The 24,811-nt window shown below is 61.8% G+C and carries 23 protein-coding genes; 8 read left to right on the forward strand and 15 right to left on the reverse strand.

The window, feature by feature from the left end; all coding sequences use genetic code 11:
- Positions 1-24: 24 nt before the first annotated feature.
- On the reverse strand, positions 25-1,575 hold the full coding sequence (murJ, locus tag FVE66_RS01335) for a murein biosynthesis integral membrane protein MurJ (RefSeq protein WP_151445589.1): 1,551 nt from the start codon (positions 1,573-1,575) through the stop codon (positions 25-27).
- Between the two features lie 189 nt (positions 1,576-1,764).
- On the opposite strand from murJ, the gene rpsT reads away from it, so the two are divergent.
- Positions 1,765-2,028 (forward strand): 30S ribosomal protein S20, encoded by a 264-nt coding sequence (gene rpsT / locus FVE66_RS01340; RefSeq protein WP_151445590.1) that lies wholly within the window; start codon positions 1,765-1,767, stop codon positions 2,026-2,028.
- Positions 2,029-2,306: 278 nt separating this feature from the next.
- On the opposite strand, the gene FVE66_RS01345 is transcribed toward rpsT, so the two are convergent.
- Positions 2,307-2,756 carry a DUF192 domain-containing protein gene (locus FVE66_RS01345; protein ID WP_151445591.1) on the reverse strand — a complete coding sequence of 150 codons (450 nt, stop codon included), beginning with the start codon at positions 2,754-2,756 and terminating at the stop codon, positions 2,307-2,309.
- Positions 2,757-2,853: 97 nt separating this feature from the next.
- The gene (locus tag FVE66_RS01350) at positions 2,854-3,060 is read right to left on the reverse strand and encodes a hypothetical protein (protein WP_151445592.1); all 207 of its coding nucleotides are present in this window, start codon (positions 3,058-3,060) and stop codon (positions 2,854-2,856) included.
- A gap of 163 nt (positions 3,061-3,223) precedes the next feature.
- Between FVE66_RS01350 and FVE66_RS01355 the strand changes: the two genes are divergently transcribed.
- Entirely contained in the window at positions 3,224-4,375 is a 1,152-nt protein-coding gene (locus FVE66_RS01355) for a hypothetical protein (protein WP_151445593.1), read from the forward strand.
- Positions 4,372-5,514 (forward strand): HupE/UreJ family protein, encoded by a 1,143-nt coding sequence (locus FVE66_RS01360; RefSeq protein ID WP_151445594.1) that lies wholly within the window; start codon positions 4,372-4,374, stop codon positions 5,512-5,514. The genes FVE66_RS01355 and FVE66_RS01360 overlap by 4 nt, the downstream gene beginning before the upstream one ends.
- Before the next feature lie 9 nt (positions 5,515-5,523).
- Here FVE66_RS01360 and FVE66_RS01365 read toward each other — a convergent pair whose 3' ends face one another.
- Positions 5,524-6,126 carry a pseudouridine synthase gene (locus tag FVE66_RS01365; protein ID WP_151445595.1) on the reverse strand — a complete coding sequence of 201 codons (603 nt, stop codon included), beginning with the start codon at positions 6,124-6,126 and terminating at the stop codon, positions 5,524-5,526.
- Between the two features lie 360 nt (positions 6,127-6,486).
- Between FVE66_RS01365 and icd the strand changes: the two genes are divergently transcribed.
- Positions 6,487-7,740, forward strand: a complete 1,254-nt coding sequence (icd, locus tag FVE66_RS01370) for an NADP-dependent isocitrate dehydrogenase (RefSeq protein ID WP_151445596.1) — start codon at positions 6,487-6,489, stop codon at positions 7,738-7,740.
- Between the two features lie 245 nt (positions 7,741-7,985).
- On the opposite strand, the gene FVE66_RS01380 is transcribed toward icd, so the two are convergent.
- The 4 genes from FVE66_RS01380 to cspE all read right to left on the reverse strand — a co-directional run bounded on the left by FVE66_RS01380 (position 7,986) and on the right by cspE (position 10,284).
- Entirely contained in the window at positions 7,986-8,480 is a 495-nt protein-coding gene (locus tag FVE66_RS01380) for a Dps family protein (protein ID WP_151445598.1), read from the reverse strand.
- Positions 8,481-8,762: 282 nt separating this feature from the next.
- Positions 8,763-9,623, reverse strand: coding sequence for an archaetidylserine decarboxylase (asd, locus tag FVE66_RS01385; RefSeq protein WP_151446362.1), 861 nt, complete (start codon positions 9,621-9,623; stop codon positions 8,763-8,765).
- A 1-nt stretch (position 9,624) separates the two neighbouring features.
- Entirely contained in the window at positions 9,625-9,789 is a 165-nt protein-coding gene (locus FVE66_RS20110; protein WP_161993152.1) for a hypothetical protein, read from the reverse strand.
- A 288-nt stretch (positions 9,790-10,077) separates the two neighbouring features.
- A complete protein-coding gene (cspE, locus tag FVE66_RS01390) occupies positions 10,078-10,284 on the reverse strand; it encodes a transcription antiterminator/RNA stability regulator CspE (protein ID WP_151445599.1) in 207 nt (68 codons plus the stop codon).
- A gap of 326 nt (positions 10,285-10,610) precedes the next feature.
- On the opposite strand from cspE, the gene clpS reads away from it, so the two are divergent.
- The gene (clpS, locus tag FVE66_RS01395) at positions 10,611-10,925 is read left to right on the forward strand and encodes an ATP-dependent Clp protease adapter ClpS (protein WP_151445600.1); all 315 of its coding nucleotides are present in this window, start codon (positions 10,611-10,613) and stop codon (positions 10,923-10,925) included.
- A complete protein-coding gene (clpA, locus tag FVE66_RS01400; protein ID WP_151445601.1) occupies positions 10,922-13,222 on the forward strand; it encodes an ATP-dependent Clp protease ATP-binding subunit ClpA in 2,301 nt (766 codons plus the stop codon). Before clpS ends, clpA begins: the two co-directional genes overlap by 4 nt.
- Positions 13,223-13,313: 91 nt before the next feature.
- On the opposite strand, the gene FVE66_RS01405 is transcribed toward clpA, so the two are convergent.
- The 7 genes from FVE66_RS01405 to FVE66_RS01435 form a co-directional block, all read right to left on the reverse strand.
- Entirely contained in the window at positions 13,314-14,414 is a 1,101-nt protein-coding gene (locus tag FVE66_RS01405; RefSeq protein ID WP_151445602.1) for a M48 family metallopeptidase, read from the reverse strand.
- A 13-nt stretch (positions 14,415-14,427) separates the two neighbouring features.
- Complete coding sequence (dut, locus tag FVE66_RS01410; protein WP_151445603.1) at positions 14,428-14,877, reverse strand: dUTP diphosphatase; 450 nt, start codon at positions 14,875-14,877, stop codon at positions 14,428-14,430.
- Positions 14,874-16,130 (reverse strand): bifunctional phosphopantothenoylcysteine decarboxylase/phosphopantothenate--cysteine ligase CoaBC, encoded by a 1,257-nt coding sequence (coaBC, locus tag FVE66_RS01415; RefSeq protein ID WP_151445604.1) that lies wholly within the window; start codon positions 16,128-16,130, stop codon positions 14,874-14,876. The genes dut and coaBC overlap by 4 nt, the downstream gene beginning before the upstream one ends.
- A gap of 83 nt (positions 16,131-16,213) precedes the next feature.
- Positions 16,214-16,741, reverse strand: coding sequence for a signal peptidase II (lspA, locus tag FVE66_RS01420; protein ID WP_151445605.1), 528 nt, complete (start codon positions 16,739-16,741; stop codon positions 16,214-16,216).
- Between the two features lie 69 nt (positions 16,742-16,810).
- Positions 16,811-19,681: an isoleucine--tRNA ligase gene (ileS, locus tag FVE66_RS01425; RefSeq protein ID WP_151445606.1), complete on the reverse strand. Its 2,871-nt coding sequence runs from the start codon at positions 19,679-19,681 to the stop codon at positions 16,811-16,813.
- 67 nt (positions 19,682-19,748) lie between these two features.
- Positions 19,749-20,726 (reverse strand): bifunctional riboflavin kinase/FAD synthetase, encoded by a 978-nt coding sequence (locus tag FVE66_RS01430; protein WP_151445607.1) that lies wholly within the window; start codon positions 20,724-20,726, stop codon positions 19,749-19,751.
- Positions 20,727-20,853: 127 nt separating this feature from the next.
- Positions 20,854-21,579, reverse strand: a complete 726-nt coding sequence (locus tag FVE66_RS01435) for a 16S rRNA (uracil(1498)-N(3))-methyltransferase (protein ID WP_151445608.1) — start codon at positions 21,577-21,579, stop codon at positions 20,854-20,856.
- A gap of 172 nt (positions 21,580-21,751) precedes the next feature.
- On the opposite strand from FVE66_RS01435, the gene tkt reads away from it, so the two are divergent.
- Entirely contained in the window at positions 21,752-23,719 is a 1,968-nt protein-coding gene (tkt, locus tag FVE66_RS01440; protein ID WP_241672961.1) for a transketolase, read from the forward strand.
- 41 nt (positions 23,720-23,760) lie between these two features.
- Positions 23,761-24,771, forward strand: coding sequence for a type I glyceraldehyde-3-phosphate dehydrogenase (gap, locus tag FVE66_RS01445; RefSeq protein ID WP_151445609.1), 1,011 nt, complete (start codon positions 23,761-23,763; stop codon positions 24,769-24,771).
- Positions 24,772-24,811 lie beyond the last annotated feature (40 nt).

Here is a 24,811-nt window from a genome sequence, read left to right on the forward strand (position 1 = left end):
AAGCGGCGGTCCGATTGAGCGCGATCAGCCTGACGAACGCTTGAAGTCCCGAAAGCGAAACCCCATCAGCAGCAGCGCGCCGAAATAGCTTGCGACGGCGGCAACCACGATCCCGGCCAGCAATGCGACACGGGTCAGCGGCTGTCCCTGCAGGTCAATCCAGTTGAAGTACGAGGCCGTCGCGCCGGCAACGCCGGCCATCAGGCACACCGCACCGGCGACTTGCATGAGGAACATCGTCCAGCCGGGTTGTGGCCGGTAGATCCCCTTGCGGCGCAGGCCGGCGTACAGGAATCCGGCGTTCAGGCAGGCACCCAATCCGATCGACAGCGCAAGTCCTGCGTGGGCGATGAACGGGACGAACATCAGGTTCATCAACTGGGTCGCAATCAGCACGCCGACTGCAATCTTGACCGGCGTACGGATGTCCTGCCGCGCATAAAAGCCGGGCGCCAGGATTTTTACCAGTATCAGTCCGATCAAGCCCACGCCGTAGGCGATCAGTGCACGGCTGGTCATCTCAACCGATAGCGCGTCGAACTTGCCGTAATGGAAAAGCGTGGTCGTGATCGGCTCGGCCAGGACGGCGAGGGCGGCGCCGGCGGGCAGGGCGAGCAGGAAAGTCAGGCGCAAGCCCCAGTCGAGCAGTCCGGAGTACTCGGTGGTGTCGCCGAGGGAATGCGCCTTCGACAGGCTGGGCAGGAGGATGGTCCCGAGCGCGACGCCAAGCAATCCGGTCGGCAGTTCCATCAGCCGGTCGGCATAGGACAGCCAGGACACGCTGCCCTGCTGCAGATGCGAGGCGATGTTGGAATTGATGATCAGGCTGATCTGGGCGACCGAAACGGCAAACGTCGCGGGCAGCATCTGGCGCAGCACGCGCCGCACGCCGGGGTCGGCCAGGGCGGCACGAACCCGGAAGGAGATGCGCGGCAGCATTCCGATGCGTCGCAACGCGCGCAACTGGATCGCCACCTGCAACATGCCCCCCACCAGCACTGCAATCGCCAGGGCATACACCGGCTGCGACAGATGCGGTGCCAGCAACAGCGCCGAGCCGATGAAGGACAGGTTCAGCAGCACCGGCGTGAAAGCCGGTATGCGAAACTCCCGCCAAGTGTTGAGTATGCCGCCGGCCAGCGCGACGAAGGACATGAAAATAATGTATGGGAACATGATCCGTGTCATCTGGACCGAGGCATCGAATGCCAGCGGATCAGCCTGCAGGCCACTCGCCATCATGAACACGACCACCGGGGCTGCTGCGATGCCGGCCAGCGTGGTCAGGATCAATACCCAGAACAGCACGGTTGCCACATGGTCAACCAGCTCCTTGGTGGCCTGTTCGCCGCGCTGATTCTTGAATTCGGCCAGGATAGGCACAAAGGCTTGCGCAAATGCTCCTTCGGCAAACAGCCGGCGCAGCAAGTTGGGAATGCGAAAGGCAATGAAGAAGGCGTCGGTGTAGCCGGATGCGCCGAATGCACGGGCGATCAGGAACTCCCGGATCAATCCGGTGATCCGGGACAGCATGGTCAGGCCGGAAACCGTGGCCAGGGTTTTGTGCAAATTCATGCGGGGGATTATAGCGGCAGGGGTCTTGCTGTCCGTAAAACACCGGCGCCGCGCCTGACTTGGCGTGTTGAGCTTGATCCGGGAAGGAAAGCCGGCTATACTCCGACGCTTGACAGAATTTCGGCCGGCGGGTGGTTTTCCTGCGGCTTCCCGATCAGCTTTTTCAGATTACGTACCAGGATATTTTTAATGGCAAATACAGCACAAGCGCGCAAGCGCGCACGCCAGGCGGTCAAACAGAACGCCCATAACTCGTCGCAGCGTTCCGCACTGCGCACTGCAATCAAGTCCGTGCGCAAGGCAATCGAGGGTGGCGACAAGGCTGCTGCCGCTGCGGTGTTCCAGTCGTCGATTTCGACGATCGATCGCATCGCCGACAAGAAAATCATCCACAAGAACAAGGCTGCTCGCCACAAGAGCCGCCTGGCAGCTGCCCTGAAGGCCCTGGCCTAAGCGGATGCTCGCGTCGGCCCGGCAAGTTCGGGCCCGGCAGAAAAAGTAGCAAAAGAAGAAACTCGGAAGCAGCTCGCCGGTCATGCCGCGCGGGCTTTTTTCGTTTTAAATTTCGTTTCAAATTCTATTCGGAGCGCGTGCGGGCGGCGCTCGCTGCGTACCACGCAGCCTTCATGGCGATTGGATCTTGGCGGAATCTGGTTTGATCTTGTGCGGCACGCTGGTCGATCTTGCGGGCCGGACGGCTTTCTGGCTGTGCCGGGCAGGGCGAGGAATGGCTATTTGACGGCAGGCTTCGGCACACCGCCAATCACGGTTCCCGGTTTGATATTCTTTTCCCGGAACCAGCCGCGATTCATTTCCAGTGCATAGCGGGCCGGCTCGCTGGAGCAGTGTGTATCCAGCGTCTGCGGCGCCATGTCCTCAATATTGATGATACGCGCCTTGTCGTCGAGGAATGCCACGGACAGCGGCAGCAGCGTGTTCTTCATCCACATGCAGACCCGGTCCGACTGGTCGAATATGAACAGCATGCCTTCGTTGGGTCCCATTTTTTCCCGGAACATCAGGCCCTGCTGCCGGTCCTGGTCACGCGCGGCCACTTCGGCTCGCACTACATGCATTCCCGCCGTGATCTGTTTGACCGGCAGGCGGCTCTCGGCCGTGGAAGTGGTGGCGGCCAGCGTGATCAGAAGTGCCAGGCTGGTCCGCAGGAGAGCAGATTTCATTGGGCGGGTTCGGGTTTCGGGCTGCAAAGCAGGGAGCAGGTAGTGTAAACAAAAAAAAGGCAGGACTAGCCTGCCTTTATTACTACTGAAGCTCGAATTACTTCGAAGCAGCAGCCGAAGCCGAAGCCGAAGCTTTTTTCTCAGCTTTTTTCTCAGCTTTCTTTTCTGCTTTCTTTTCAGCTTTCTTAGGAGCCGAAGCGGAAGCCGAAGCCGAAGCAGCAGCTGCAGGAGCAGCAGGAGCAGCAGCTTGAGCGAAAGCGGAGAGGGAGAACAGGCCAGCAACCAGGGCAGCGATCAGTTTCATATTATGTCCTTCAATTTAACGTTAAAGTAAGGCGATTCTGAGAAGAATCAATCCTTCAACGCACGGCCGTGTTACCGGTTGACATTTTTTTTCGGAAATCTCGAAAATTTTGCTACGCTTGCCATTTCGTCTCCGGACGCTGTCCAAATGCATGGCCATGGCCATGGCGTTTGTTGTTCTCCTCCCGGCCTCGGCGGCGCCGCGCAAGCCGGCAGCAGATGCCGAGGTGCTGGAGCGCCTTCCACTTCGTCCCACCGATCCTGTTACCCGCGAGCTGGCGAACCTGCGGCAGGCGCTGCGCTCGGATCCCGATGACCTGGGGACGGCGGTGCGGCTGGCACAGCGCTATTACGACCTGGTGGGGCGCGAGGGGGATCCGCGCTATCTCGGCTACGCTCAAGCGGCGCTAAAGCCCTGGTGGACGCTTCCTGATCCGCCGGACGAGGTGCGTGTGCTGCGTGCTTCATTGCGCCAGTTCGGTCACGACTTCGACGGTGCGGTGCGGGATCTCGATGCAGTGCTGGCCCGCAATCCCGCGAATGGGCCGGCCAGGGCCTTGCGCGCCACGATCCACATCGTGCAGGCCAGCTACCCGCTGGCGCGCGCCGACTGCAGCGCCCTGCGCAACAGCAGCAGCGAGCTGATCGCAACCGGCTGCGAGGCGATGGTGGATGGACTGACCGGACGTGCGCAAATGGCATACAAGACACTGGAAGCTGCGCTGGCAGCCAATGGCGGTGCCGCGGCGACCGACAGATTGTGGGTGCTGTTGCGCTTGGCGGAAATCTCGCGGCGGCTGGGGCAGACAGCGGTCGCCGAGCGGCATTTCAAGCAGGCGCTCTCGCTCGGCCGGGACGATACCTTCCTGCTTGCGGCTTACGCCGACCTGCTGCTCGACTTGCAGCGCCCGCGCGAGGTCGTGGCGCTACTGAAGGATCGATCTTCCTCCGATGGGCTGCTGCTGCGGCTGGTGCTGGCGGAGCGGGCGCTGGGTCTGCCGGAGGCGCCGGCCCGGTCCGCTACGCTTGCGGCCCGTTATGCTGCCGCCCGCCTGCGCGGCGACACGGCCCACGAACAAGAGGAGGCGCGCTTCATGCTGGAAACCGGGCAGCCGGCGCAGGCAGCGCTGGAGCTGGCGGTCGACAACTGGCGGCTGCAGCGCGAGCCGCGCGATGCCCGGGTCCTGCTGCAAGCGGCACTGGCGGCGCATGCACCAGCCGCGGCGGCGCCGGTCCTCGCGTGGCGGGCAGCAAACCGCGTGGACGATGTAGTCCTGGACGACCTGGCGCGCAGGGTCGGGGAGCTTCCCCGATGAAGCGCCTTCACCCCCACCTGCGCCTGCTGTTGCTCCTGCTGTGGTTGGCGTTGCTGTCGCCGGCCCAGGCCCACAAGCCCAGTGACAGCTACCTGGCGCTCACGGTGGAAGGGAATACAGTGCGCGGCCAGTGGGATATCGCCTTGCGCGACCTCGATTTCGCGCTTGGCCTCGACAGCAGCGGCGACGGTAGCATCACCTGGGGCGAGCTGAAGCAGAAGCAGCGGGAGATCGAAGCCTATGCATTGGCCCGGCTGTCCATCTCGTCCAGTGGCCAATCCTGCGCGCTGGCGGCCAGCGATCACCTGGTCGACGACCACACTGACGGCGCCTACGAGGTCATGCGCTTCGAGGCGCGCTGTCCATCGACTGGCAACGAAATTTCAATACGCTATGGGCTGTTCTTCGACATTGACCCGCAGCACAAGGGCCTGCTGCGCCTGCAGCGGGGAGGCACGGTCAGCACCGGGGTTTTCACGCCCGATACCGGGCAGCAGGTCTTTTCATTGTCCCAGCCGTCGCGGCTGCAGCAGTTCGCCGATTATGCCGCCCAGGGGGTGTGGCACATCTGGATCGGCTTCGACCACATCTTGTTCCTGATGGCATTGTTGTTGCCCGCGGTCGCAGTCCGGGTCGCTCGCCGTTGGGAACCGGTGCCTGCCTTCTGGCCAGCTCTGGTCAACGTCGCCAGCATCGTCACAGCATTCACCATTGCCCATTCGATCACGCTCACGCTGGCCACCCTCGGGGTGGTGAGCCTGCCGTCGCGGCTGGTCGAATCGACGATCGCACTTTCCGTGGTCATTGCTGCGCTGAACAATATCTTCCCCTTGTTTGCGGAGCGACGATGGGTGATGGCGTTCTTGTTCGGATTGATCCACGGTTTCGGCTTTGCCAGCGTGCTGAGCGATCTTGGACTTCCTTCCGGCACGCTGGCGATTGCGCTGGTCGGATTCAACCTCGGCGTCGAGGCCGGCCAGCTGGCCATCGTTTGCGCATTCCTGCCAGTCGCATACCGCTTGCGCTCCAGCATTTTCTACAAACGCTGGGTACTGATCGGCGGCTCGGCCCTGATCGCCATCCTTGCTTGCGTATGGCTGACGGAAAGGGTGTTCGACCTCAAGCTGATTTCCGGCTGATCGACCCGGCTATTGCCTGTCGGGCTGCGATGCGGGCTGCGATGTGGGCTGCAATGCGGGCTGCAATGCGGCCGGCGACACCTCCTGCCATTCGCCCGGTAGCAGCGGGTTGGTTTCGAGCGAAAACGGACCGATCGCAACCCGCACCAGGCGCAGTGTGGGCAAGCCGACTGCAGCCGTCATGCGGCGTACCTGTCGATTTTTTCCTTCCGTCAATCTGACCACCAGCCAGCTGGTCGGCTGGTTGGCCCGCTGGCGCACTGGCGGATCGCGCGGCCAGAGCCATCCGGGTTCCAGCACCTTGCTCGCGTGGCAAGGCGCTGTCGTGAAGTCGCCGAGGTCGAGGCCTTGCTCCATGCGGTCGAGCTGCTCGCGCGAGACTTCGCCCTCCACCTGGACCAGATAGGTTTTCGTTTGCTTGTGGCGGGGATCGGCAATCGCGTGCTGCAGCTTGCCGTCGTCGGTCAGTAGCACCAGCCCTTCGCTGTCAGCGTCCAGCCGCCCGGCCGGATAGATGCCGGCGAGCGGGACATGGCTGGCCAAGGTGGGGCGGGTGGGATGGGGTGAAAACTGGCATATCACCTCAAAGGGCTTGTTCAGCAAAATCAGCATTCGCACAGTTTAACAGGCCGCCGGGGAGCTACTGCGCGTGACGATCTCGCCGCCCCCGGTGCTGATTGTGCTGATTGTGGCTGCGCCGGCTTTCGCTGCCCAGCCACAATCCCGGCCCGCTTGCCATGCTTCATGCCAGCCCGCAAACACGGTCCGGCGCAGCCGAAAATTGTGGCATAGGGTAAAAAACTGGTGCATAATATAACGCCTAGTCTTATGTCTTATATAAGACCAGATTGTAAGCCAGCTTGTCCGGTTTTCAGGGCAGGCTTGCAGTACAGCTGGCAATTTGGCTGACACCAGCAACGACGCAACAGGCCGATTCACTTTCCATCCCGCCCGTCCACCCGGAGAAATACGATGTATCAACATATCAAGGTGCCTGCCCAAGGGCAGAAAATCACCGTCAACGCCGACTATTCGTTGAACGTTCCCGACCAGCCGATCATCCCCTACATCGAAGGCGATGGCATTGGCGCTGACATCAGCCCGGTGATGATCAAGGTGCTGGATGCCGCGGTCGAGAAGGCTTATGCCGGCAAACGGAAAATCCACTGGATGGAAATTTTCGCCGGTGAGAAGTCGACCAAGGTGTACGGTCCGGATGTCTGGCTGCCTGCTGAAACGCTGGAAGCTGCGAAAGAGTACGTGGTCTCGATCAAGGGTCCGCTGACGACCCCGGTCGGCGGCGGCATCCGTTCGCTGAACGTCGCTCTGCGCCAGGAACTCGATCTGTACGTCTGCCTGCGCCCGGTGCGCTATTTCAAGGGCGTTCCTTCGCCGCTGCGCGAGCCTGAAAAGACTGACATGGTGATCTTCCGCGAGAACTCGGAAGACATCTACGCCGGCATCGAATGGGAATCGGGTTCCGAGGGCGCCAAGAAGCTGATCAAATTCCTGATCGAAGAGCTGGGCGTGAAGAAGATCCGCTTCCCGAACACCTCCGCCATCGGCATCAAGCCGGTTTCGATCGAAGGTACCACCCGCCTGGTCCGCAAAGCGCTCCAGTACGCGATCGACAATGACAAGCCATCGGTTACCCTGGTTCACAAGGGCAACATCATGAAGTTCACCGAAGGCGGTTTCCGCGACTGGGGCTACGAACTGGCGCAGAAAGAGTTCGGCGCACAGCCGATCGACGGCGGCCCGTGGTGCAAGTTCAAGAACCCGAAGACTGGCCGTGAAATCATCGTCAAGGACGTCATCGCCGATGCTTTCCTGCAGCAGATCCTGTTGCGCCCGAACGAGTACAGCGTGATCGCCACGCTGAACCTGAACGGCGACTTCGTCTCCGACGCGCTGGCAGCCCAAGTCGGTGGTATCGGCATTGCACCGGGCGCCAACATGTCCGACTCGGTCGCGATGTTCGAAGCGACCCATGGCACGGCACCGAAGTACGCCGGCAAGGACTACGTGAACCCCGGTTCGCAGATCCTGTCGGGCGAAATGATGTTGCGCCACATGGGCTGGACCGAAGCAGCCGACCTGGTGATCTCGTCGATGGAAAGTTCGATCGGATCGAAGAAAGTCACCTATGACTTTGCCCGCCTGATGGAAGGTGCGACACAGGTGTCGTGCTCCGCCTTCGGCCAGGTGATGATCGACCACATGTAACGCGGTTCCGGGACGTCTCGCGACGTCCCGTCCGGTTCCATTAAAAACCCCAGATCGTTGATTCGACTGGGGTTTTTCTGTTTCAGCGCGATGGTCGTGGTGGGGATGAAGAAGAACGGCAGCGAGAAGCCCATCACCGTCAGCGGAAGGGCAATATCCCAGAACGCCATTCAGGGTTTTCTGATTGCTTCAGGCCCCGGCCGCGCAAACTGAGCGACGGCAGGACTGTTGTTCGATGCCAGTGCTTATTCTTCCAGCAGGCTGCGCAGCATCCAGGCAGTTTTCTCGTGGATGTCGATACGCTGTGTCAGGACGTCAGCCGTCGGCTGGTCGTTGGCGGCATCGACCAGCGGAAACAGCTTGCGGGCGGTACGGGCAGTCGCTTCCTGGGCAGCCACCAGGTGACGCACCATGTCGGTTGCCTTTGGCACGCCTTCGACTTCCTTGATCGAAGCCCGTTTGACGAATTCCTTGTATGTGCCGGGTGCCGGATAGCCCAATGCCCGGATGCGCTCGGCAATGATGTCGAGGGCATTCCACTGCTCGGTGTACTGACCCATGAACATCTGGTGCAGGCTGTTGAACTGCGGGCCGGTCACGTTCCAGTGGAAGTTGTGGGTCATCAGGTAGAGCGTGTAGCTGTCTGCCAGCAGGCCGGACAAGCCTTCTGCGATCTTCTTGCGGTCAGCATCCGAAATGCCGATGTCGATTGCGGTTTTTTTTGTTTTCGTGCTTGCCATCAGTAGTTTCCTTTGAAAGAACGGGCGCGCAGCCAAGGGCTGTATGCCTGCAAGGATTGCTCGGACTATCGCTTCAAGCCGTCAGGCCTGGTGCCTTGGCAGCACCAGCACCGCAAGCGTGATCGCATCTGGCGCTGGTGCCGATGTGACTGCGCGTCATTGACGAACGGCGATTGACTACATGGTAACTACAAGTGCGCAGGTTATCGAATTGATTGTGATGATCTGATGAATAGCCGGCAGCTATTTTCCCCGCTCGTGCGTGCGCCGCGGGCAATGCACTCATGGCTGGTGCGCACCGGGAACCATGGCCATCGCTTCGCCCATGCGGACGGTGCGCGCCGGCACCCAGTCGGCCTGCACCTGCAACATGTTCTTCGGGAACAGCATGATGACGGTGGAGCCGAGGAGAAAGCGGCCCATTTCCTCGCCCTGGCGCAATGTGATGGACTGGTCGTCGTAGCGCCACTCCCGCACCGCCCCCGTGCGCGGCGGATTCACCACGCCGTGCCAGACCGTCGCCATGCTGCCGACGATGGTGGCGCCGACCAGGGTCAGCACGAATGGGCCGCGCGCAGATTCGAACACGCAGACCACGCGCTCGTTGCGTGCGAACAGTCCGGGCACGCCGCGTGCCGTGGTCGGGTTGACCGAGAACAGTTCGCCCGGCACGTGGATCATGCGCGTGAGGCGGCCGTCGCAGGGCATGTGGATCCGGTGGTAATCCTTCGGACTCAGGTAGATGGACGCGAACTGGCCATCGTCGAACTGCGCGGCAAGGCCGGCGTCGCCGCCGACCAGCGCGTGGGTGCTGTAGAAGTGGCCCTTGGCCTGGATCAGTTGGCCCCCCTCGATCGGGCCGCAGTGAATCACGGCGCCGTCCACCGGGCTGACATAGTCGGCTTGGGCCAGCGGGCGGGCGCCATCGCGGAGGGCTCGCGTGAAAAAGTCGTTGAAGCTGGCATAGCTGGCCGGGTCGGGATTGGCCGCCTCGGCCATGTTGACCTTGTAGCGCCCGATGAACCAGGGAATCACATTGCTGGTCCACCACCGGGCGTGCGAGGAAGCGCATTTGCCAGCGAAGACCGTCAGCATCGTCTTCGGCATCAGGTACTGCGGCAAGACTGCCAGGCGTTCGAGCAGGTCAGGCATGTGCGCGGCACCCCGTCATGTCGCACCCACCGAACCAGCCGCGGCCCGTTGCAGCACCGAAAGCGCCGTCCACCTGATCGCAATCCGTCCGGGAACGGTGCAGCTTGTTGCGTTCCTGCGGGAACATGCGGGTTTCGTTGTTGCCGAGTCTGTCCATGGGGCGTTTTCCGTTGCAAAGGATTGTGATTGTACCGACGATCCTGTGCCTCACCATCACAACGGCTTTGCCGGTGGCGGAATTCAATCAGCAGAGTGCAGGTCGACGTGAACCGGCCGTGAACTCGCCTTGACCCGTTCAGGACTCCATCGCCCCCGACGGCGGGCGCCGGCAAGAAGGGCGTTGGTTCCGCCGCGCCGGACAGGAATGTATGCCAGGCGGGCAGGAAAAAAAATCCCCGCGGTTAGCGGGGATTCTTGAATCATGCAAGACCGGCGCCTGAGGTTATCAGGGCGCAGCCTGGATATTGGATGCTTGCTTGCCTTTCGGGCCTTGGGTCACCTCGAACTGGACTTTTTGTCCTTCCTTGAGGGTTTTGAAGCCGTTCATCTGGATTGCCGAGAAGTGTGCAAAGAGGTCTTCGCCACCGTCATCGGGGGTGATAAATCCGTATCCTTTGGTATCGTTGAACCATTTAACGGTGCCAGTTGCCATAGAAGCTTCCAAGTTAAAACAATCACACGAGCCGTAAAAGCAAGAAGCCTCGCGTAACGCTGCCCCTCCTCCGACTTGCTCACTTCTTATCAATAGTGCTTTCCTGTAGGCACTAATTAATAAATCGCATTGTTCGATGAAAAAATAAAAATGTCAATATTTTTAGGGGTGCCCGAAAAGTCCCTTTTCCGGGTGCTGCCAGCCCTTGATTTAAGGATTCGCAGCGCCATCTGCGGATGGTCAAGAATCGGCGTAATATCAATGCAAATGTCAAGGTTCGCGCAGACGCGCGTTGCACTGGAAATCGAAGGCTTTAGAATAGACGCATGGCAACCAAGGATGAGAACAGCACTGTTGTTGTGCGCAAGGAGCAGGAGGAAAGGCTCAAGCCGCCACCGATGTATCAGGTGCTCTTGCTCAACGATGACTACACCCCGATGGAGTTCGTAGTGGCAATCATCCAGGAATATTTCAACAAGGATCGCGAAACAGCGACGCAGATCATGCTCAAGGTACATCGCGATGGCAGGGCAATGTGCGGCGTTTACCCGAAAGACATAGCGAGCACGAAGGTTGAACTTGTATTGGCACACGCGCGCAAAGCGGGTCATCCCCTGCAATGCGTGATGGAGGAAGCATGATCGCTCAGGAACTGGAAGTAAGTTTGCACATGGCGTTTGTCGAGGCCCGGCAGGCGCGCCATGAATTCATAACGGTCGAGCACCTGCTGCTCGCGCTGCTAGACAATCCGTCAGCGGCGGAAGTGCTGCGTGCCTGCGCAGTGAATATCGAGGATCTTCGCAAGACCCTCACCAATTTCATCAGCGACAACACGCCGACCGTCCCTGGGACCGGTGAAGTGGACACCCAGCCGACGCTGGGATTCCAGCGCGTCATCCAGCGCGCCATCATGCACGTGCAGTCCGCGTCCAATGGCAAGAAGGAAGTGACCGGCGCAAATGTCCTGGTCGCGATCTTCGGCGAGAAGGATTCGCATGCCGTCTACTACCTGCACCAGCAGGGCGTGACAAGGCTGGACGTGGTGAACTTCATTTCGCATGGCGTGCGCAAGGACCAGCAGGCCGATCCGCAAAAGGCGCCGGAAGGCAGCGAAGAGGCACCGGCCGACGTGCAGCAGAAGGAAAGCGCGCTCGACCAATTCACCCAGAACCTCAACAAGCTCGCGATCGAGGGCAAGATCGACCCGCTGATCGGCCGCGAGTCCGAGGTGGAGCGGGTCATCCAGACCCTCTGCCGCCGTCGCAAGAACAACCCGCTGCTGGTCGGCGAGGCCGGCGTGGGCAAGACGGCGATTGCCGAAGGCTTGGCATGGCGCGTGACCCAGGGCGATGTGCCCGAAATATTGCAGAATGCCGTCGTCTATTCGCTCGACATGGGTGCCTTGCTGGCCGGCACCAAGTATCGGGGCGACTTCGAGCAGCGGCTGAAGTCCGTGCTCAAGCAGCTGAAGGACAACCCCAACGGCATCCTGTTCGTCGACGAGATCCACACCATCATCGGGGCCGGTTCGGCATCGGGCGGCACGCTGGACGCGTCGAACCTGCTGAAGCCGGCGCTCGCCAGCGGCCAGCTCAAGTGCATCGGTGCGACCACCTACACGGAATTTCGCGGCGTGTTCGAGAAGGATCACGCGCTGTCGCGTCGATTCCAGAAGATCGACGTCAATGAGCCTACGGTCGAGCAGACGGTGCAGATCCTGCGCGGCCTGAAATCGCGCTTCGAGGAGCACCACGGCGTGAAATATTCGGCGTCGGCGCTGACCTCGGCGGCCGAGCTGTCGGCCCGCTTCATCAACGATCGCCACCTGCCCGACAAGGCAATCGACGTGATCGACGAAGCAGGCGCTGCGCAGCGCATCCTGCCGAAATCGAAGCAGAAGAAGACGATCGGCAAGGCGGACATCGAGGACATCATCTCGAAGATCGCACGCATTCCGCCGCAATCGGTCAACCAGGACGACCGGGCCAAGCTGCAGACCATCGAGCGCGACCTGAAGAATGTCGTGTTCGGACAGGACAACGCCATCGAAGCGCTGGCGGCGTCCATCAAGATGGCCCGTGCCGGACTCGGGAAGACGGACAAGCCGATTGGCTCGTTCCTGTTCTCCGGACCGACCGGCGTCGGCAAGACCGAAGTCGCCAAGCAACTGGCGTTCATCATGGGCATCGAACTGATCCGGTTCGACATGTCCGAATACATGGAGCGTCATGCCGTCAGTCGTCTGATCGGCGCGCCGCCGGGCTATGTCGGATTCGATCAGGGCGGTTTGCTGACCGAAGCCATCACCAAGAAGCCGCATGCGGTCTTGCTGCTCGACGAGATTGAAAAAGCCCATCCGGACATTTTCAACATCCTGCTGCAGGTGATGGACCATGGGACGCTGACCGACAACAACGGGCGCAAGGCCGACTTCCGCAACGTCATCATCGTGATGACGACCAATGCCGGCGCCGAGAGCCTGCAGAAGCGCAGCATCGGTTTCACCGACAAGCGCGAGACTGGCGACGAGATGGGCGAGATCAAGCGGATGTTTACGCCTGAATTCCGCAACCGGCTGGATGCGATCATCAGTTTCCGCGCGCTGGACGAGGACATCATCATGCGCGTGGTCGACAAGTTCCTGATGCAGCTGGAAGAGCAGCTGCACGAGAAAAAGGTCGAGGCCGTGTTCACCGAGAACCTGCGACGCTATCTTGCGAAGAAGGGTTTCGATCCGCTGATGGGCGCAAGGCCGATGTCGCGCCTGATCCAGGACATGATCCGCAAGGCGCTGGCCGACGAGCTGCTGTTTGGCAAGCTGGTGTCCGGCGGCAGGGTCACGGTGGACATGGACGAGCACGAGAAGGTCAAGCTCGAATTCGTCGAGGGCGACACGGCTCCGCCGGCATCGCCTGCCGAGATTGTCGAAGTGGAGTAGGGCGCCGGCTTGAGGCTTGATGCAAGTGGCGGCACATGAAAAAGCCCGGACAAGTCCGGGCTTTTTTTCGTCCTGACAAAGGATCAGGCCATCACGGCAGCAAGGCCTGCCGGCTTGCCTGTTTGGCCTTGATCTCGGGCACGATCTTTTCGATCACCGACAGCCGGTACTCGGTAGCAGGATGATTCGCCGCGTAGCTATTCAGGAGGCTGGCGGGATACTGGTTCGCAAGCTTGGCCCAGAAGCGTGGCGCCTGTTCATAGCGGTATCCGGCGCGTGCGACCATGTAGAGGGATAGCACGTCGGCTGCAGCATCGAGTTCCTGCGGCATCGGGCGCAGGCCGGCTGCACCTGCCATCGCGCTCATGTCCGGACGGATTCGCAGCAGGTTGTCGATCAGGTCGCCTGCCGTTGCACTGGTCTTCTGCTTGCTGGGGTGCAGCAAGGAGTTGTGCGCCATTTCCTTGGCCAGCACCAGCGCCAGCTCGTCGTCCGACTGCGCAAAATTCATCATGCCGCGGGTGACCATTACCCGGCGGCCATCGCTGTAGGCGTTGACGTTCTCCGCATTGCCGAGCTCTACGCTGTAGGCGCAGGCCCGGGTCAGCCTGATCACCATCGGCACCGCTGCGCCGCCGCGCTCGACGACCGCATTGACACTGGACTTGCGGCCGACCATCGGCGCCAGCACGCCAGCAGCCCGTCGCTCGGCATTCGGTCCGGTCGGAATTGCGGTCCCTTCGACTGACACCAGCTTGTCGCCGCGCTTCAGGCCGGCACGTTCGGCGCCGCTGCCGGCAAGCACCCCGATCACCTGCAGGCGCTCGTCCAGACCCAACAGCGCCTGCGCGGCGTCGGCCAGGTCAGGCGACCAGGAATATTTGTTCTTGGCGGTGAAGCCAAAGAGATTGCGGGCATTGTTGCCCTTGCACAGTTCCGGATTGCTGACCAGCAGCGGTCCGGCCACCCGGTACAGGCGGTCCTGGTAGGTAACCAGAGTGCGCAGGAATTCCTGCTCGGCCGTTGGTGCTGGCGCGGTCGATACGCTGGGCTGAACCGGGCGCGGCATCTGGGTTGGCAGCGGAACGCTAGCGCAACCGGCCAGCAGTGCCAGCAGGCAGGCTGCCTGTAACAGGCGGGTCGGGAACGGGGATGACTGCTTCCCGCTCAAGGACTGGTTCGCATCGGTCATGCAGCCTCCGTGTTCAATGTTTTCCGGTACTGCCGAAACCGCCGCTTCCGCGTTCGCTCTCGCCGAACTCGTCCACCACGTTGAATTCGACCTGCAACACCGGAACGATGACCAGTTGGGCCAGTCGCTCCATCGGGTTGAGGGTGAAAGCGCTTGAGCCGCGGTTCCAGGTCGATACCATCAGCTGCCCTTGGTAATCGGAATCGATCAAGCCGACCAGGTTGCCAAGGACGATGCCGTGTTTGTGACCGAGTCCGCTGCGCGGAAGGATCAGCGCGGCGTAACCAGGGTCCGCGAGATGTATCGCCAGACCGGTCGGCACCAGTTTCGTTTCGCCCGGCTCAATTACCATCGCCTGGTCGATGCAGGCCCGCAGGTCCAGCCCTGCGCTACCGGGGGTCGCGTAAGACGGCATCTGCTCGCGCATCCGCTCGTCAATGATCTTCACATCCAGTTTTTTCATGCGGTCCTTTTACCATGTTCTTTCGCGGGTTTCGGTATAGATGCCACCGCCGGCGCCGCAGCGGCGAGACGGCGTCCGATCTCCACGATCAGTTCCTGTGCCAGCGCTTGCTTGTCGCCGGCGGGAAGCGTCACATGACCGGATGCATCGAACAGCACCAGCTCGTTGGTATCCTGACCGAAGGTCTGCGGTCCGAGGTTGCCGACCAGCAGCGGTACCGCCTTGCGCTCGCGCTTGGCTTGCCCGTGCATGATCAGGTTTTCGGATTCTGCCGCGAAACCGACGCAGTACGGCGCCTCGGGGAGCGCGGCGACTGTCGCCAGTATGTCCGGATTCTGTTCGAATTCAAGTTGCGGCACGCTACGGCCGTGCTGCTTTTTCAGCTTCTGCGTACTGGCATTGGCAACGCGCCAGTCGGCCACCGCGGCGACGGCAATGAAGACCTCCTGCCCCTTCACCACCGACATCACGGCATCATGCATCTGTTGCGCGGTCTGGACATTGATCCTGTGCACGCCAGCCGGCGCTGGCAGTGCAACCGGGCCGGAAACCAGGGTCACCGTTGCGCCGGCGTGGCGGGCAGCGCGAGCAATCGCGTAGCCCATTTTCCCTGACGACAGATTGGTGATGCCGCGCACCGGGTCGATCGGCTCGAAGGTCGGTCCGGCCGTGATCAGTATTTTCTTGCCCGCCAGCGGCTTGTCAGCGAATGCGCAGACCAGTTCTTCCAGCAGCTCGGCCGGTTCGAGCATGCGGCCCATGCCGGTTTCGCCGCAGGCCTGGGCACCGGCAGCCGGGCCGAGCAGGGCGATGCCGTCCTGCTCCACCTGGCGCGCATTGCGTTGCGTGGCAGGGTTCTGCCACATCTCGACATTCATTGCCGGCGCCGCGAACAGCCTTACATGCGACGGCCGCGCCACGCATAGCGTCGACAACAGATCGTCGCAGGCGCCGTGGGCCAGCTTGGACAGGAAATCAGTCGAGCACGGTGCAATCACGATGGCGTCGGCATCGCGGGTCAGGTCGATGTGCGCCATGTTGTTGGCGACACGGCTGTCCCACTGGTTGACATACACCGTGCGGCCGGACAATGCCTGCATGGTCACGGGCGTGATGAACTGGGTCGCAGCCTCGGTCATCACCACCTGCACTGTGGCTCCCGCGCCTGTCATCAGGCGCGTCAGTTCGGCCACCTTGTAGCAGGCGACGCCGCCGGTCAGGCCGAGGACGATCTTCTTGCCAGCCAGGTCCATGTTGAAATTCTCCGGAGGTAGGTGTGGCTTGGGGCGATGGACTTCGGACGTCAGTTTAGCAGTGCCGGGCGGGCCGACCTTCGTCAGCGGTTCACGCGCCGCAGTTCGTCCAGGATGAACAAGGCCGCGCCGACGCAGATGCCGGCGTCCGCCACATTGAATGCCGGCCAGTGCCAGCCGCCGACATGGAAGTCGAGGAAGTCGATGACATGGCCATATATGACGCGGTCAATCAGGTTGCCGATGGCGCCGCCGAGGATCAGCGCCAGCGCCATGCAGAACAGTCGCTGGGCGGCATTGCGGCGCAGCAGGTAGAGGATGAAGACGACGGCGGCCGCGGCGATGCCGGTAAACAACCAGCGCTGCCATCCGTCCTGGCCAGCCAGGAAGCTGAACGCGGCGCCCTTGTTATAGGCCAGTACCAGATTGAAGAAGCCGGTGATCGTGCGCGACTCGCCATAGCTGAACATCTGGACAATCGTGATCTTCGTCAGCTGGTCAAGCAGGGCCACGATGAATGCAATGCCGAGCCACGGCGCGATACTGCCGCCGGCGCTGGTGCTCCTGGCGCTGCTGCCTGCTGGAGATATCCGTTGCTTCCTGGTTGCCATGTCGTTCTCTTTTTCAGGTGCTGGTGGCGGCCGGGGATGCCGGCCGCCGGTTGGTCGGGCAACAATCCGTCAAGCGTGGACCCGTTTCTCGCCACGGCCGAACAGGTTGCTTACGCAGCGGGAGCAGAGTCCGGCATGCGCATGGTCGGCGCCGACATCGGCCCGGTAGTGCCAGCAGCGTTCGCATTTCTGGTATGGCGATGCGGTGACCAGCACCGCTTCTTCCGCGGCGCTGCCGACTTCGGTGACGCTCGCAGCGGAGGTGATGAAAACAAATTTCAGGTCGTCATCCAGGCTGCTCAAAGCGCGGAAGCGTTCGCCGCTGGCCTTGATCTCGATCTGCGCCTGCAGCGATGAACCGATCGCACCGGAAACACGCACATCTTCCAGCTGCTTGGTAACGTCTGTCCTGATTTCACGCAGCAGGGCGTACTTGGCCAGCAAATTCTCGCCATCCGCCACCGCCGGCAACTTGTGGAAGGCCTGGGTGAAGATGGTCTCGCCGCTTTCCTTCCAGCCCGCCTCCCCGGCAAACACCGCCCACGCTTCCTCGGCGGTGAACGACAGGATCGGCGCCATCAGACGCAGCAGCGACTGGGTGATCTGCCAGATCGCGGTCTGTGCCGAACGTCGGGCCGGCGAATCGATGCCGCCGGTGTACAGCCGGTCCTTCAGGATATCAAGATAGAAGCCGCCCAGGTCTTCCGAGCAGTACATCTGCAGCTTGGCTGTGACCGGATGGAATTCGTAGGCGTCGAAATGCGCCAGGATTTCTGCTTGCAGTTGCGCCATCCGCGCGACGGCGTAGCGATCGATCTCCAGCATGGAGTCGACCGGCACCGCGTGCGCCAGGGGATCGAAGTCAGAGATATTGGCAAGCAGGAAGCGCAAGGTGTTGCGGATCCGGCGGTAGCTTTCGACCACGCGCTTGAGGATCTCGTCCGAGATCGACAATTCGCCCGAGTAGTCGGTGGCGGCGACCCACAGCCGCAGGATCTCGGCGCCCAGGCTGTCCGACACCTTCTGCGGCGCCACCACGTTGCCCTTGGACTTCGACATTTTCTTGCCCTCGCCATCGACCACGAAGCCGTGCGTGAGCAAGGCCTTGTACGGCGGGCAGCCGTTGATCATCGACGAGGTCAGCAGGGAGGAGTGGAACCAGCCGCGGTGCTGGTCCGACCCTTCCAGGTAGAGGTCGGCAGGGAAATGCGATTCGGCCGCGTGCGAGCCGCGCAGCACGGTCTGGTGTGTGGTCCCCGAATCGAACCAGACGTCGAGCGTGTCGCGGTTCTTGACGTACATCTCGGCGTCCTCGCCAAGCAGTTCGCGCGGATCGAGCGCATGCCAGGCTTCGATGCCTTTTTTCTCGACCATCTGCGCCACCTGTTCCAGCAGTTCCGGTGTGCGTGGATGCAGTTCGCCGCTTTCCTTGTGGATGAAGAAGGCCATTGGCACGCCCCATTGCCGCTGGCGCGACAGGGTCCAGTCCGGGCGGTTTGCAATCATGCCGTACAGCCGTGCCTTGCCCCACGCGGGGTAGAACGCGGTATTGTCGATTCCCTGCAGCGCAGTCTGCCTCAGCGTGGGACCGCCATCGCGTGGTTGCACGTCCATGCCGGCGAACCACTGCGAGGTGGCGCGATAGATGATCGGCGTCTTGTGGCGCCAGCAGTGCATGTAGCTGTGGTCGAACATGACCAGCTTGAACAGCGCGCCGGCCTCGTCCAGTTTCTGGCAGATCGGCTTGGATGCTTCCCAGATCGTCATGCCGCCGAACAGCGGCAGCCAGGACGCATAGCGGCCATCGCCCATCACCGGATTCAGGATGTCGTCATCCTTCATGCCGTGCGCCTTGCAGGACAGGAAGTCGTCCACGCCATAAGCGGGGGACGAGTGGACGATGCCGGTGCCGGTATCGAGCGCCACGTATTCGCCCAGATAGATCGGCGACAGCCGGTCGTAGCCCTTGTCCAGCTGCCACAGCGGATGATGGAAGCCGATCAGCGACAGCGCCTCGCCCTTGCAGGTCGCGATCACGCGGCCTTCGATGCCGTAACGCTGCAGGCAGGCGCTCGCCAGTTCCTCGGCCAGGATCAGCAGCACGGTCTCGCCATTGCGTTGCGTCTCTACCAGCGCGTAGGTGAATTCCGGATGCACGTTGAGCGCCTGGTTGGCGGGCAGCGTCCATGGCGTGGTGGTCCAGATCACCGCGTAGCCATGTTGCGACGGCAGTGCCGGCAATCCGAATGCCTTCGCAATGCGGTCATGTTCGGCGAACGCAAAGCCGACATCGATGGCCGGATCGCGCTTGTCCTGGTATTCGACTTCCGCCTCGGCTAATGCCGAACCGCAATCGAAGCACCAGTTTACCGGCTTCAGGCCGCGGTAGACATAGCCTTTCTCGAGGATGCTGCCGAGCGCGCGGATCTCGTCGGCTTCATTGCCGAAATCCATGGTGCGGTAGGGACGATCCCATTGGCCCAGCACGCCCAGGCGGATGAAGTCTTTCATCTGCCGTGCAATCTGCTCGGTGGCATAGGCGCGCGACTTTTCCAGCACGTCTGCCGTCGGCAAGCCTTTGCCATATTGCTTTTCGATCTGGATCTCGATCGGCATGCCATGGCAATCCCAGCCGGGCACGTATTGCGCGTCATATCCCGCAAGCTGGCGGGTCTTGACGATCATGTCCTTCAGGATCTTGTTCACCGCATGGCCGATGTGGATATCGCCGTTCGCATACGGCGGGCCGTCATGCAGGATGAATTTCGGGCGTCCGGCCGAGGCCGCGCGGATCCGCTGGTAGATTTTCTTGTCCTGCCACTCCTTCACCCATTGCGGCTCGCGCCTGGCGAGGTCGCCGCGCATGGGGAAGGCGGTTTCCGTCATGTTGACCGGGTATTTGCTGGGCTGCCTGGCGGCCGGTTTCTGTTTGTCTGACATGTGCTTGCTTTCGGTATCCTGGTTGATCGAATCGACGCTTGCTTGTTTGCTTGATTGCGGCAGGCGGTCAAATTCGGTCGGTAGCGGAGACGGCCCCGCTGGCGTGCTGGCGGAACCAAGCGCGCGCCTGTTCCGCATCGTTCTTGATGGCGGCGACCAGTGCATCGAGGCCGTCGAATTTTTGTTCGTCCCTCAGCTTGTGCAACAGTTCGACCCGTGCCAGCCGTCCGTAGCACTGCTGGTCGTAATCGAATATCCATGTTTCCAGCAGCACCCGGCCGCTGTCATCGACGGTGGGGCGTACCCCCAGGCTGGCGACGCCGGGCAGGGGCCGCGGACCGAGTCCATGCACTTGCACCACGAATATGCCGGAAACTGTCGGCCGCTTGTGGGTAATGCGCAGGTTCATCGTTGGAAAACCGATCGTGCGCCCCAGTTTCCGGCCATGCACGACATGGCCGGAGATGGCGTAGGGATGACCCAGCAGTTCGGCGGCGCGGGCAAAATCTCCCTGGCCCAGCGCTTCGCGCACGGCGGACGAGGAAATCCGTACGCCTTCATGCTCCACCGCCGGCAGGCTGTGCACTTCGAATCCGTATTCTGCGCCAGCCTTCCTGAGCATCTCGAAATCGCCGGCGCGCCGCGCGCCGAAACGAAAATCATCGCCGACCATCAGCCATTTCACGTGCAGGCCCTGGACCAGCACCCTCTCGACGAAATCGCGCGGCGACAGCGCCGCGAACTGTGCGTTGAAATGCTCGACGATGACACGGTCCACGCCGGTCTCGGCAAGCGATTGCAGCTTGTCGCGCAGGTTGGAAATCCGGGTGGGCGCCCGCGACGGGTCGCCGGCGGCAATTGCGAAAAATTCACGCGGATGCGGCTCGAAAGTCATCACCGCTGACGTAATGCCCAGGCGAGCCGCCGCCTCCCGCGTATGCGAGATCAGGGTTTTGTGGCCGCGATGGACACCGTCGAAATTGCCGATGGTGAGCGCGCAGGGCGCGCGGGCCTCGGCATTGGGAAGACCTCGAAATACCTTCATGCAGAGCCAGGTCGGGTACTCCCGCCAATGGCACAGCAGGCCTTGGTTGGCGGGTGATCGAAAAACCGCCCATTATAAAGCGTTTCCCCTGTGTTTTCCCCCGGCATGGGCCAGACCCGCCCGCCCATCAGTCGCGCTCCCAAAGGGCCGACAGGGTGGACAGCGCCGCCATGGCCGCGGTTTCGGTGCGCAGCACACGCGGGCCCATGGACAGCGGCAGCATGCCTTGCGACTCGGCCAGCGCTTCTTCGGCCTCGGTGAAGCCGCCTTCCGGGCCGATTACTAACGCCACTGCCTGCCGCGGCTGGTGGGTCGCCCACTGGGACAGCGACTGCGTCGCCCGGGGAGTAAGCAGAATCCGCCGGTGCAGGTCGTGACGGCTGGTCCAGGCGGTGAAATCGACCGCCTCCGCCACCGGTGCCAGCCGGTTGCGGCCGCACTGCTCGGACGCCGCGGCAACGATCCCCTGCCAGTGCTGCAGTCGCTTCAGCGCGCGCTCGCCTGAAAGCCTGACCACGCAGCGCTGCGACATCAGCGGCTGTATTCCAGCGGCGCCCAATTCCACGCATTTCTCGATGATCCAGTCCATTTTCGAGCCTTCCGGCAGGGCTTGGGCAATCGTCACCGCAAACTGTAGTTCCGCTTCGCGCGGGGAAAAATGCTTCAGCAGTGCCCGGCTGCTCCGTTTGCCGACTTCGGACAGTACCGCCAGGTGTTCGCCGCCATCGCCATTGAACACGGTAATTTCGTCCCCGGCGCGCATCCGCAGCACCAGGATGTGGCGTGAAATGTTCTCCGGCAATTCGATTTCCGTGCCGGTCTGCAGAGGGAAGGAGCAATAGAAACGGGGCATCGTTCAGTCAAAAGAAAGGGTGGGCCGGAAGTCCGGGGATCGGCTACATCGGTTAACCCGGAACCTCACTCTGGTAAAATTGCGGGTTTGTTGCTTGCTCCCCGCCGCGCCGCGGCATGGCTGGTTGGCATTTTACTTCCTCATCATGACCTCGATCCCGACATCTGCACGAATGGCCAACGCGATCCGCGCGCTGGCAATGGACGCTGTACAAAAAGCCAACTCCGGCCATCCCGGCATGCCGATGGGCATGGCTGACATTGCGGTTGCGCTGTGGGCCCGTCATCTCCGGCACAACCCGGCCAATCCGCACTGGATGGATCGCGACCGCTTCGTGCTGTCCAACGGCCATGGTTCGATGTTGCTGTATGCGCTGCTGCACCTGACCGGTTACGACCTGTCGATGGACGAGATTCGCAACTTCCGCCAGATGCATTCGAAGACGCCGGGACATCCTGAAGTTGGTGTCACCCCGGGCGTGGAGACCACCACCGGCCCGCTCGGCCAAGGCATCAGCAATGCAGTCGGCATGGCGCTTGCAGAGCGCTTGCTGGCTGCCGAGTTCAACCAGCCTGGCGCGGAAATCGTCGATCACTACACTTATGCATTCCTCGGCGACGGCTGCCTGATGGAAGGCATTTCGCATGAAGTATGCTCGCTGGCGGGCACGCTGCGGCTGAACAAGCTGATCGCCCTTTATGATGACAACGGCATCTCGATCGACGGCCGGGTCGAGGGCTGGTTCCGCGACGACACGCCAAAGCGTTTCGAAGCCTACGGCTGGAACGTGATCCCGGACGTGGACGGCCACAATGTTGACGAGGTGGACGCTGCGATCGCAAAGGCCCGCCAATCCGACAAGCCGACGCTGATTTGCTGCAAGAGTGTCATCGGCAAGGGCGCACCGACCATGCAGGGCACCGACAAGGTCCATGGCGCCGCGCTCGGCCACGAAGAAATCGCCGCCACCCGCGACGCCATTGTCTGGCCCCACGTACCGTTCGACGTGCCGGCGGAAGTCTATGCAGACTGGGATGCACGGCAGTCCGGCGCCGCCCTCGAGAATCAATGGAGCGAGCGCTTCGCCGCCTACAGCAAGGCTTTCCCGCAGAAAGCAGCCGAATTCCAGCGCCGGATGAAAGGCGAACTGCCGGCCGACTTCCAGCGCACGGTCGACGCTTACATCGCCAGCTGCCTGGAAAAGAAAGAAAACATCGCCACCCGCAAGGCCAGCCAGAATGCGATCCAGGCGCTGGCGCAGGTGCTGCCGGAATTCCTCGGCGGCTCGGCCGACCTGACCGGTTCCAACCTGACCAACTGGAAAGAGTCGATCCCGGTTCGCCAGGATCAGGCTGGCAACCACATCAACTATGGCGTGCGCGAATTCGGCATGAGCGCCATGATGAACGGCATTGCCCTGCACGGCGGCTTCATTCCGTTCGGCGCCACCTTCCTGACCTTCTCGGACTACAGCCGCAATGCCTTGCGGATGGCGGCGCTGATGAAGATCCGCGCGCTGTTCGTGTTCACCCATGATTCGATCGGCCTCGGCGAAGACGGCCCGACCCACCAGTCGGTGGAGCATGTTTCCAGCCTGCGCCTGATTCCCAATCTCGACAACTGGCGTCCGTGCGACACGGTGGAGTCGGCGGTGGCATGGGCGCAGGCTGTCCAGCGCACCGACGGCCCGTCGACGCTGATTTTTTCGCGCCAGAACCTGGCCTATCAGGAGCGCAATGCGTCCCAGGTGGCCGACATTGCGCGTGGCGCTTATGTGCTGCGCGATGCCCCCGGCGCACGCGCCATCCTGATTGCCACTGGCTCCGAAGTGGAGCTGGTGGTCAAGGCCGCAGACCAGCTGGCCGCCGAAGGCGTGCCGGTGCGCGTGGTCTCCATGCCCAGCACCGACGTGTTCGACCGCCAGGATGCGGCGTACCGGGCCAGCGTGCTGCCGGCCGGCATGCCGCGAGTTGCGGTCGAGGCAGGCGTGACGGCCTTCTGGTACAAATACGTCGGACTCGAGGGCGCCGTCATCGGCATCGACACATTCGGCGAGTCGGCTCCTGCCGGCGTGCTGTTCAAGCATTTCGGCTTCACGACAGAGAAAGTCGTGAACGCCGTCAAATCGGTAATTGCCTGACTGGATCAGAATTCAAGACACACTCAACTCCGGAGAAAAAAATGACTATCAAGGTTGCCATCAACGGTTACGGGCGGATTGGCCGCAACATCCTTCGCGCACATTACGAAGGCGGCAAGAAAAACGACATCCAGATCGTTGCGATCAATGACCTGGGCAATGTCGACACCAATGCACATCTGACCAAGTACGACACCGCCCACGGCAAGTTCCCGGGCACGGTGCAAGTCGATGGCGATTACATGATAGTGAACGGCGATCGCATCCGCGTGTTCGCCCAGCGCAATCCGGCCGAGATCCCATGGGGCGAGCTGGGTGTGGACGTGGTCCTGGAATGCACGGGCTTTTTCACCACCAAGGAAAAAGCTTCGGCCCACCTCAAGGGCGGCGCCAAGAAAGTGATCATTTCCGCACCGGGCGGCAAGGACGTGGATGCGACCGTCGTGTTTGGCGTGAACCACGGCGTGCTGAAAGCCAGCGACACCGTGATCTCCAACGCGTCGTGCACCACCAACTGCCTGGCACCGCTGGTCAAGCCGCTGAACGACAAGATCGGCGTGACCACCGGCCTGATGACGACGGTGCATGCCTACACCAACGACCAGGTTCTCACCGACGTGATGCATGAAGACCTGCGCCGCGCCCGTTCGGCGACCATGTCGATGATCCCGACCAAGACCGGCGCCGCAGCGGCTGTCGGCCTGGTGCTGCCGGAACTGAACGGCAAGCTGGACGGCTACGCGATCCGCGTCCCGACCATCAACGTATCGATCGTCGACTTGTCCTTCATCGCCGCCCGTGACACCACGGTCGAGGAAGTGAATGCGATCATGAAGGAAGCCTCCGAGGGCGCGCTGAAGGGCATCCTGACCTACAACACCGAGCAATTGGTGTCGATCGACTTCAACCACAATCCGGCATCGAGCAACTTCGATTCGACGCTGACGAAAGTGTCGGGCCGCCTGGTGAAGGTGTCGTCCTGGTATGACAATGAATGGGGCTTCTCGAACCGTATGCTGGATACCACGGTTGCGCTGATGACGGCCAAGTAAGCTGATCCCTGCGTTTCATTGAAAACGGGCCGTTCGCGGC

Origin of the sequence: Lacisediminimonas profundi, assembly GCF_008831265.1 — a bacterium.
Taxonomy (GTDB): domain Bacteria; phylum Pseudomonadota; class Gammaproteobacteria; order Burkholderiales; family Burkholderiaceae_D; genus Lacisediminimonas; species Lacisediminimonas profundi.

Coding starts and splice junctions, on each gene's coding strand:
- clpA (WP_151445601.1), top strand. CDS start 10,922: ATGATCGCTCAGGAACTGGAAGTAAGTTTGCACATGGCGTTTGTCGAG.
- FVE66_RS01350 (WP_151445592.1), bottom strand. CDS start 3,060: ATGAAACTGATCGCTGCCCTGGTTGCTGGCCTGTTCTCCCTCTCCGCT.
- tkt (WP_241672961.1), top strand. CDS start 21,752: ATGGCCAACGCGATCCGCGCGCTGGCAATGGACGCTGTACAAAAAGCC.
- coaBC (WP_151445604.1), bottom strand. CDS start 16,130: ATGGACCTGGCTGGCAAGAAGATCGTCCTCGGCCTGACCGGCGGCGTC.
- ileS (WP_151445606.1), bottom strand. CDS start 19,681: ATGTCAGACAAACAGAAACCGGCCGCCAGGCAGCCCAGCAAATACCCG.
- gap (WP_151445609.1), top strand. CDS start 23,761: ATGACTATCAAGGTTGCCATCAACGGTTACGGGCGGATTGGCCGCAAC.
- cspE (WP_151445599.1), bottom strand. CDS start 10,284: ATGGCAACTGGCACCGTTAAATGGTTCAACGATACCAAAGGATACGGA.
- FVE66_RS01345 (WP_151445591.1), bottom strand. CDS start 2,756: ATGAAATCTGCTCTCCTGCGGACCAGCCTGGCACTTCTGATCACGCTG.
- murJ (WP_151445589.1), bottom strand. CDS start 1,575: ATGAATTTGCACAAAACCCTGGCCACGGTTTCCGGCCTGACCATGCTG.
- icd (WP_151445596.1), top strand. CDS start 6,487: ATGTATCAACATATCAAGGTGCCTGCCCAAGGGCAGAAAATCACCGTC.
- lspA (WP_151445605.1), bottom strand. CDS start 16,741: ATGGCAACCAGGAAGCAACGGATATCTCCAGCAGGCAGCAGCGCCAGG.
- FVE66_RS01355 (WP_151445593.1), top strand. CDS start 3,224: ATGGCGTTTGTTGTTCTCCTCCCGGCCTCGGCGGCGCCGCGCAAGCCG.
- FVE66_RS01365 (WP_151445595.1), bottom strand. CDS start 6,126: ATGCTGATTTTGCTGAACAAGCCCTTTGAGGTGATATGCCAGTTTTCA.
- dut (WP_151445603.1), bottom strand. CDS start 14,877: ATGAAAAAACTGGATGTGAAGATCATTGACGAGCGGATGCGCGAGCAG.
- FVE66_RS20110 (WP_161993152.1), bottom strand. CDS start 9,789: ATGGACAGACTCGGCAACAACGAAACCCGCATGTTCCCGCAGGAACGC.
- rpsT (WP_151445590.1), top strand. CDS start 1,765: ATGGCAAATACAGCACAAGCGCGCAAGCGCGCACGCCAGGCGGTCAAA.
- FVE66_RS01430 (WP_151445607.1), bottom strand. CDS start 20,726: ATGAAGGTATTTCGAGGTCTTCCCAATGCCGAGGCCCGCGCGCCCTGC.
- FVE66_RS01405 (WP_151445602.1), bottom strand. CDS start 14,414: ATGACCGATGCGAACCAGTCCTTGAGCGGGAAGCAGTCATCCCCGTTC.
- FVE66_RS01435 (WP_151445608.1), bottom strand. CDS start 21,579: ATGCCCCGTTTCTATTGCTCCTTCCCTCTGCAGACCGGCACGGAAATC.
- clpS (WP_151445600.1), top strand. CDS start 10,611: ATGGCAACCAAGGATGAGAACAGCACTGTTGTTGTGCGCAAGGAGCAG.
- FVE66_RS01360 (WP_151445594.1), top strand. CDS start 4,372: ATGAAGCGCCTTCACCCCCACCTGCGCCTGCTGTTGCTCCTGCTGTGG.
- FVE66_RS01380 (WP_151445598.1), bottom strand. CDS start 8,480: ATGGCAAGCACGAAAACAAAAAAAACCGCAATCGACATCGGCATTTCG.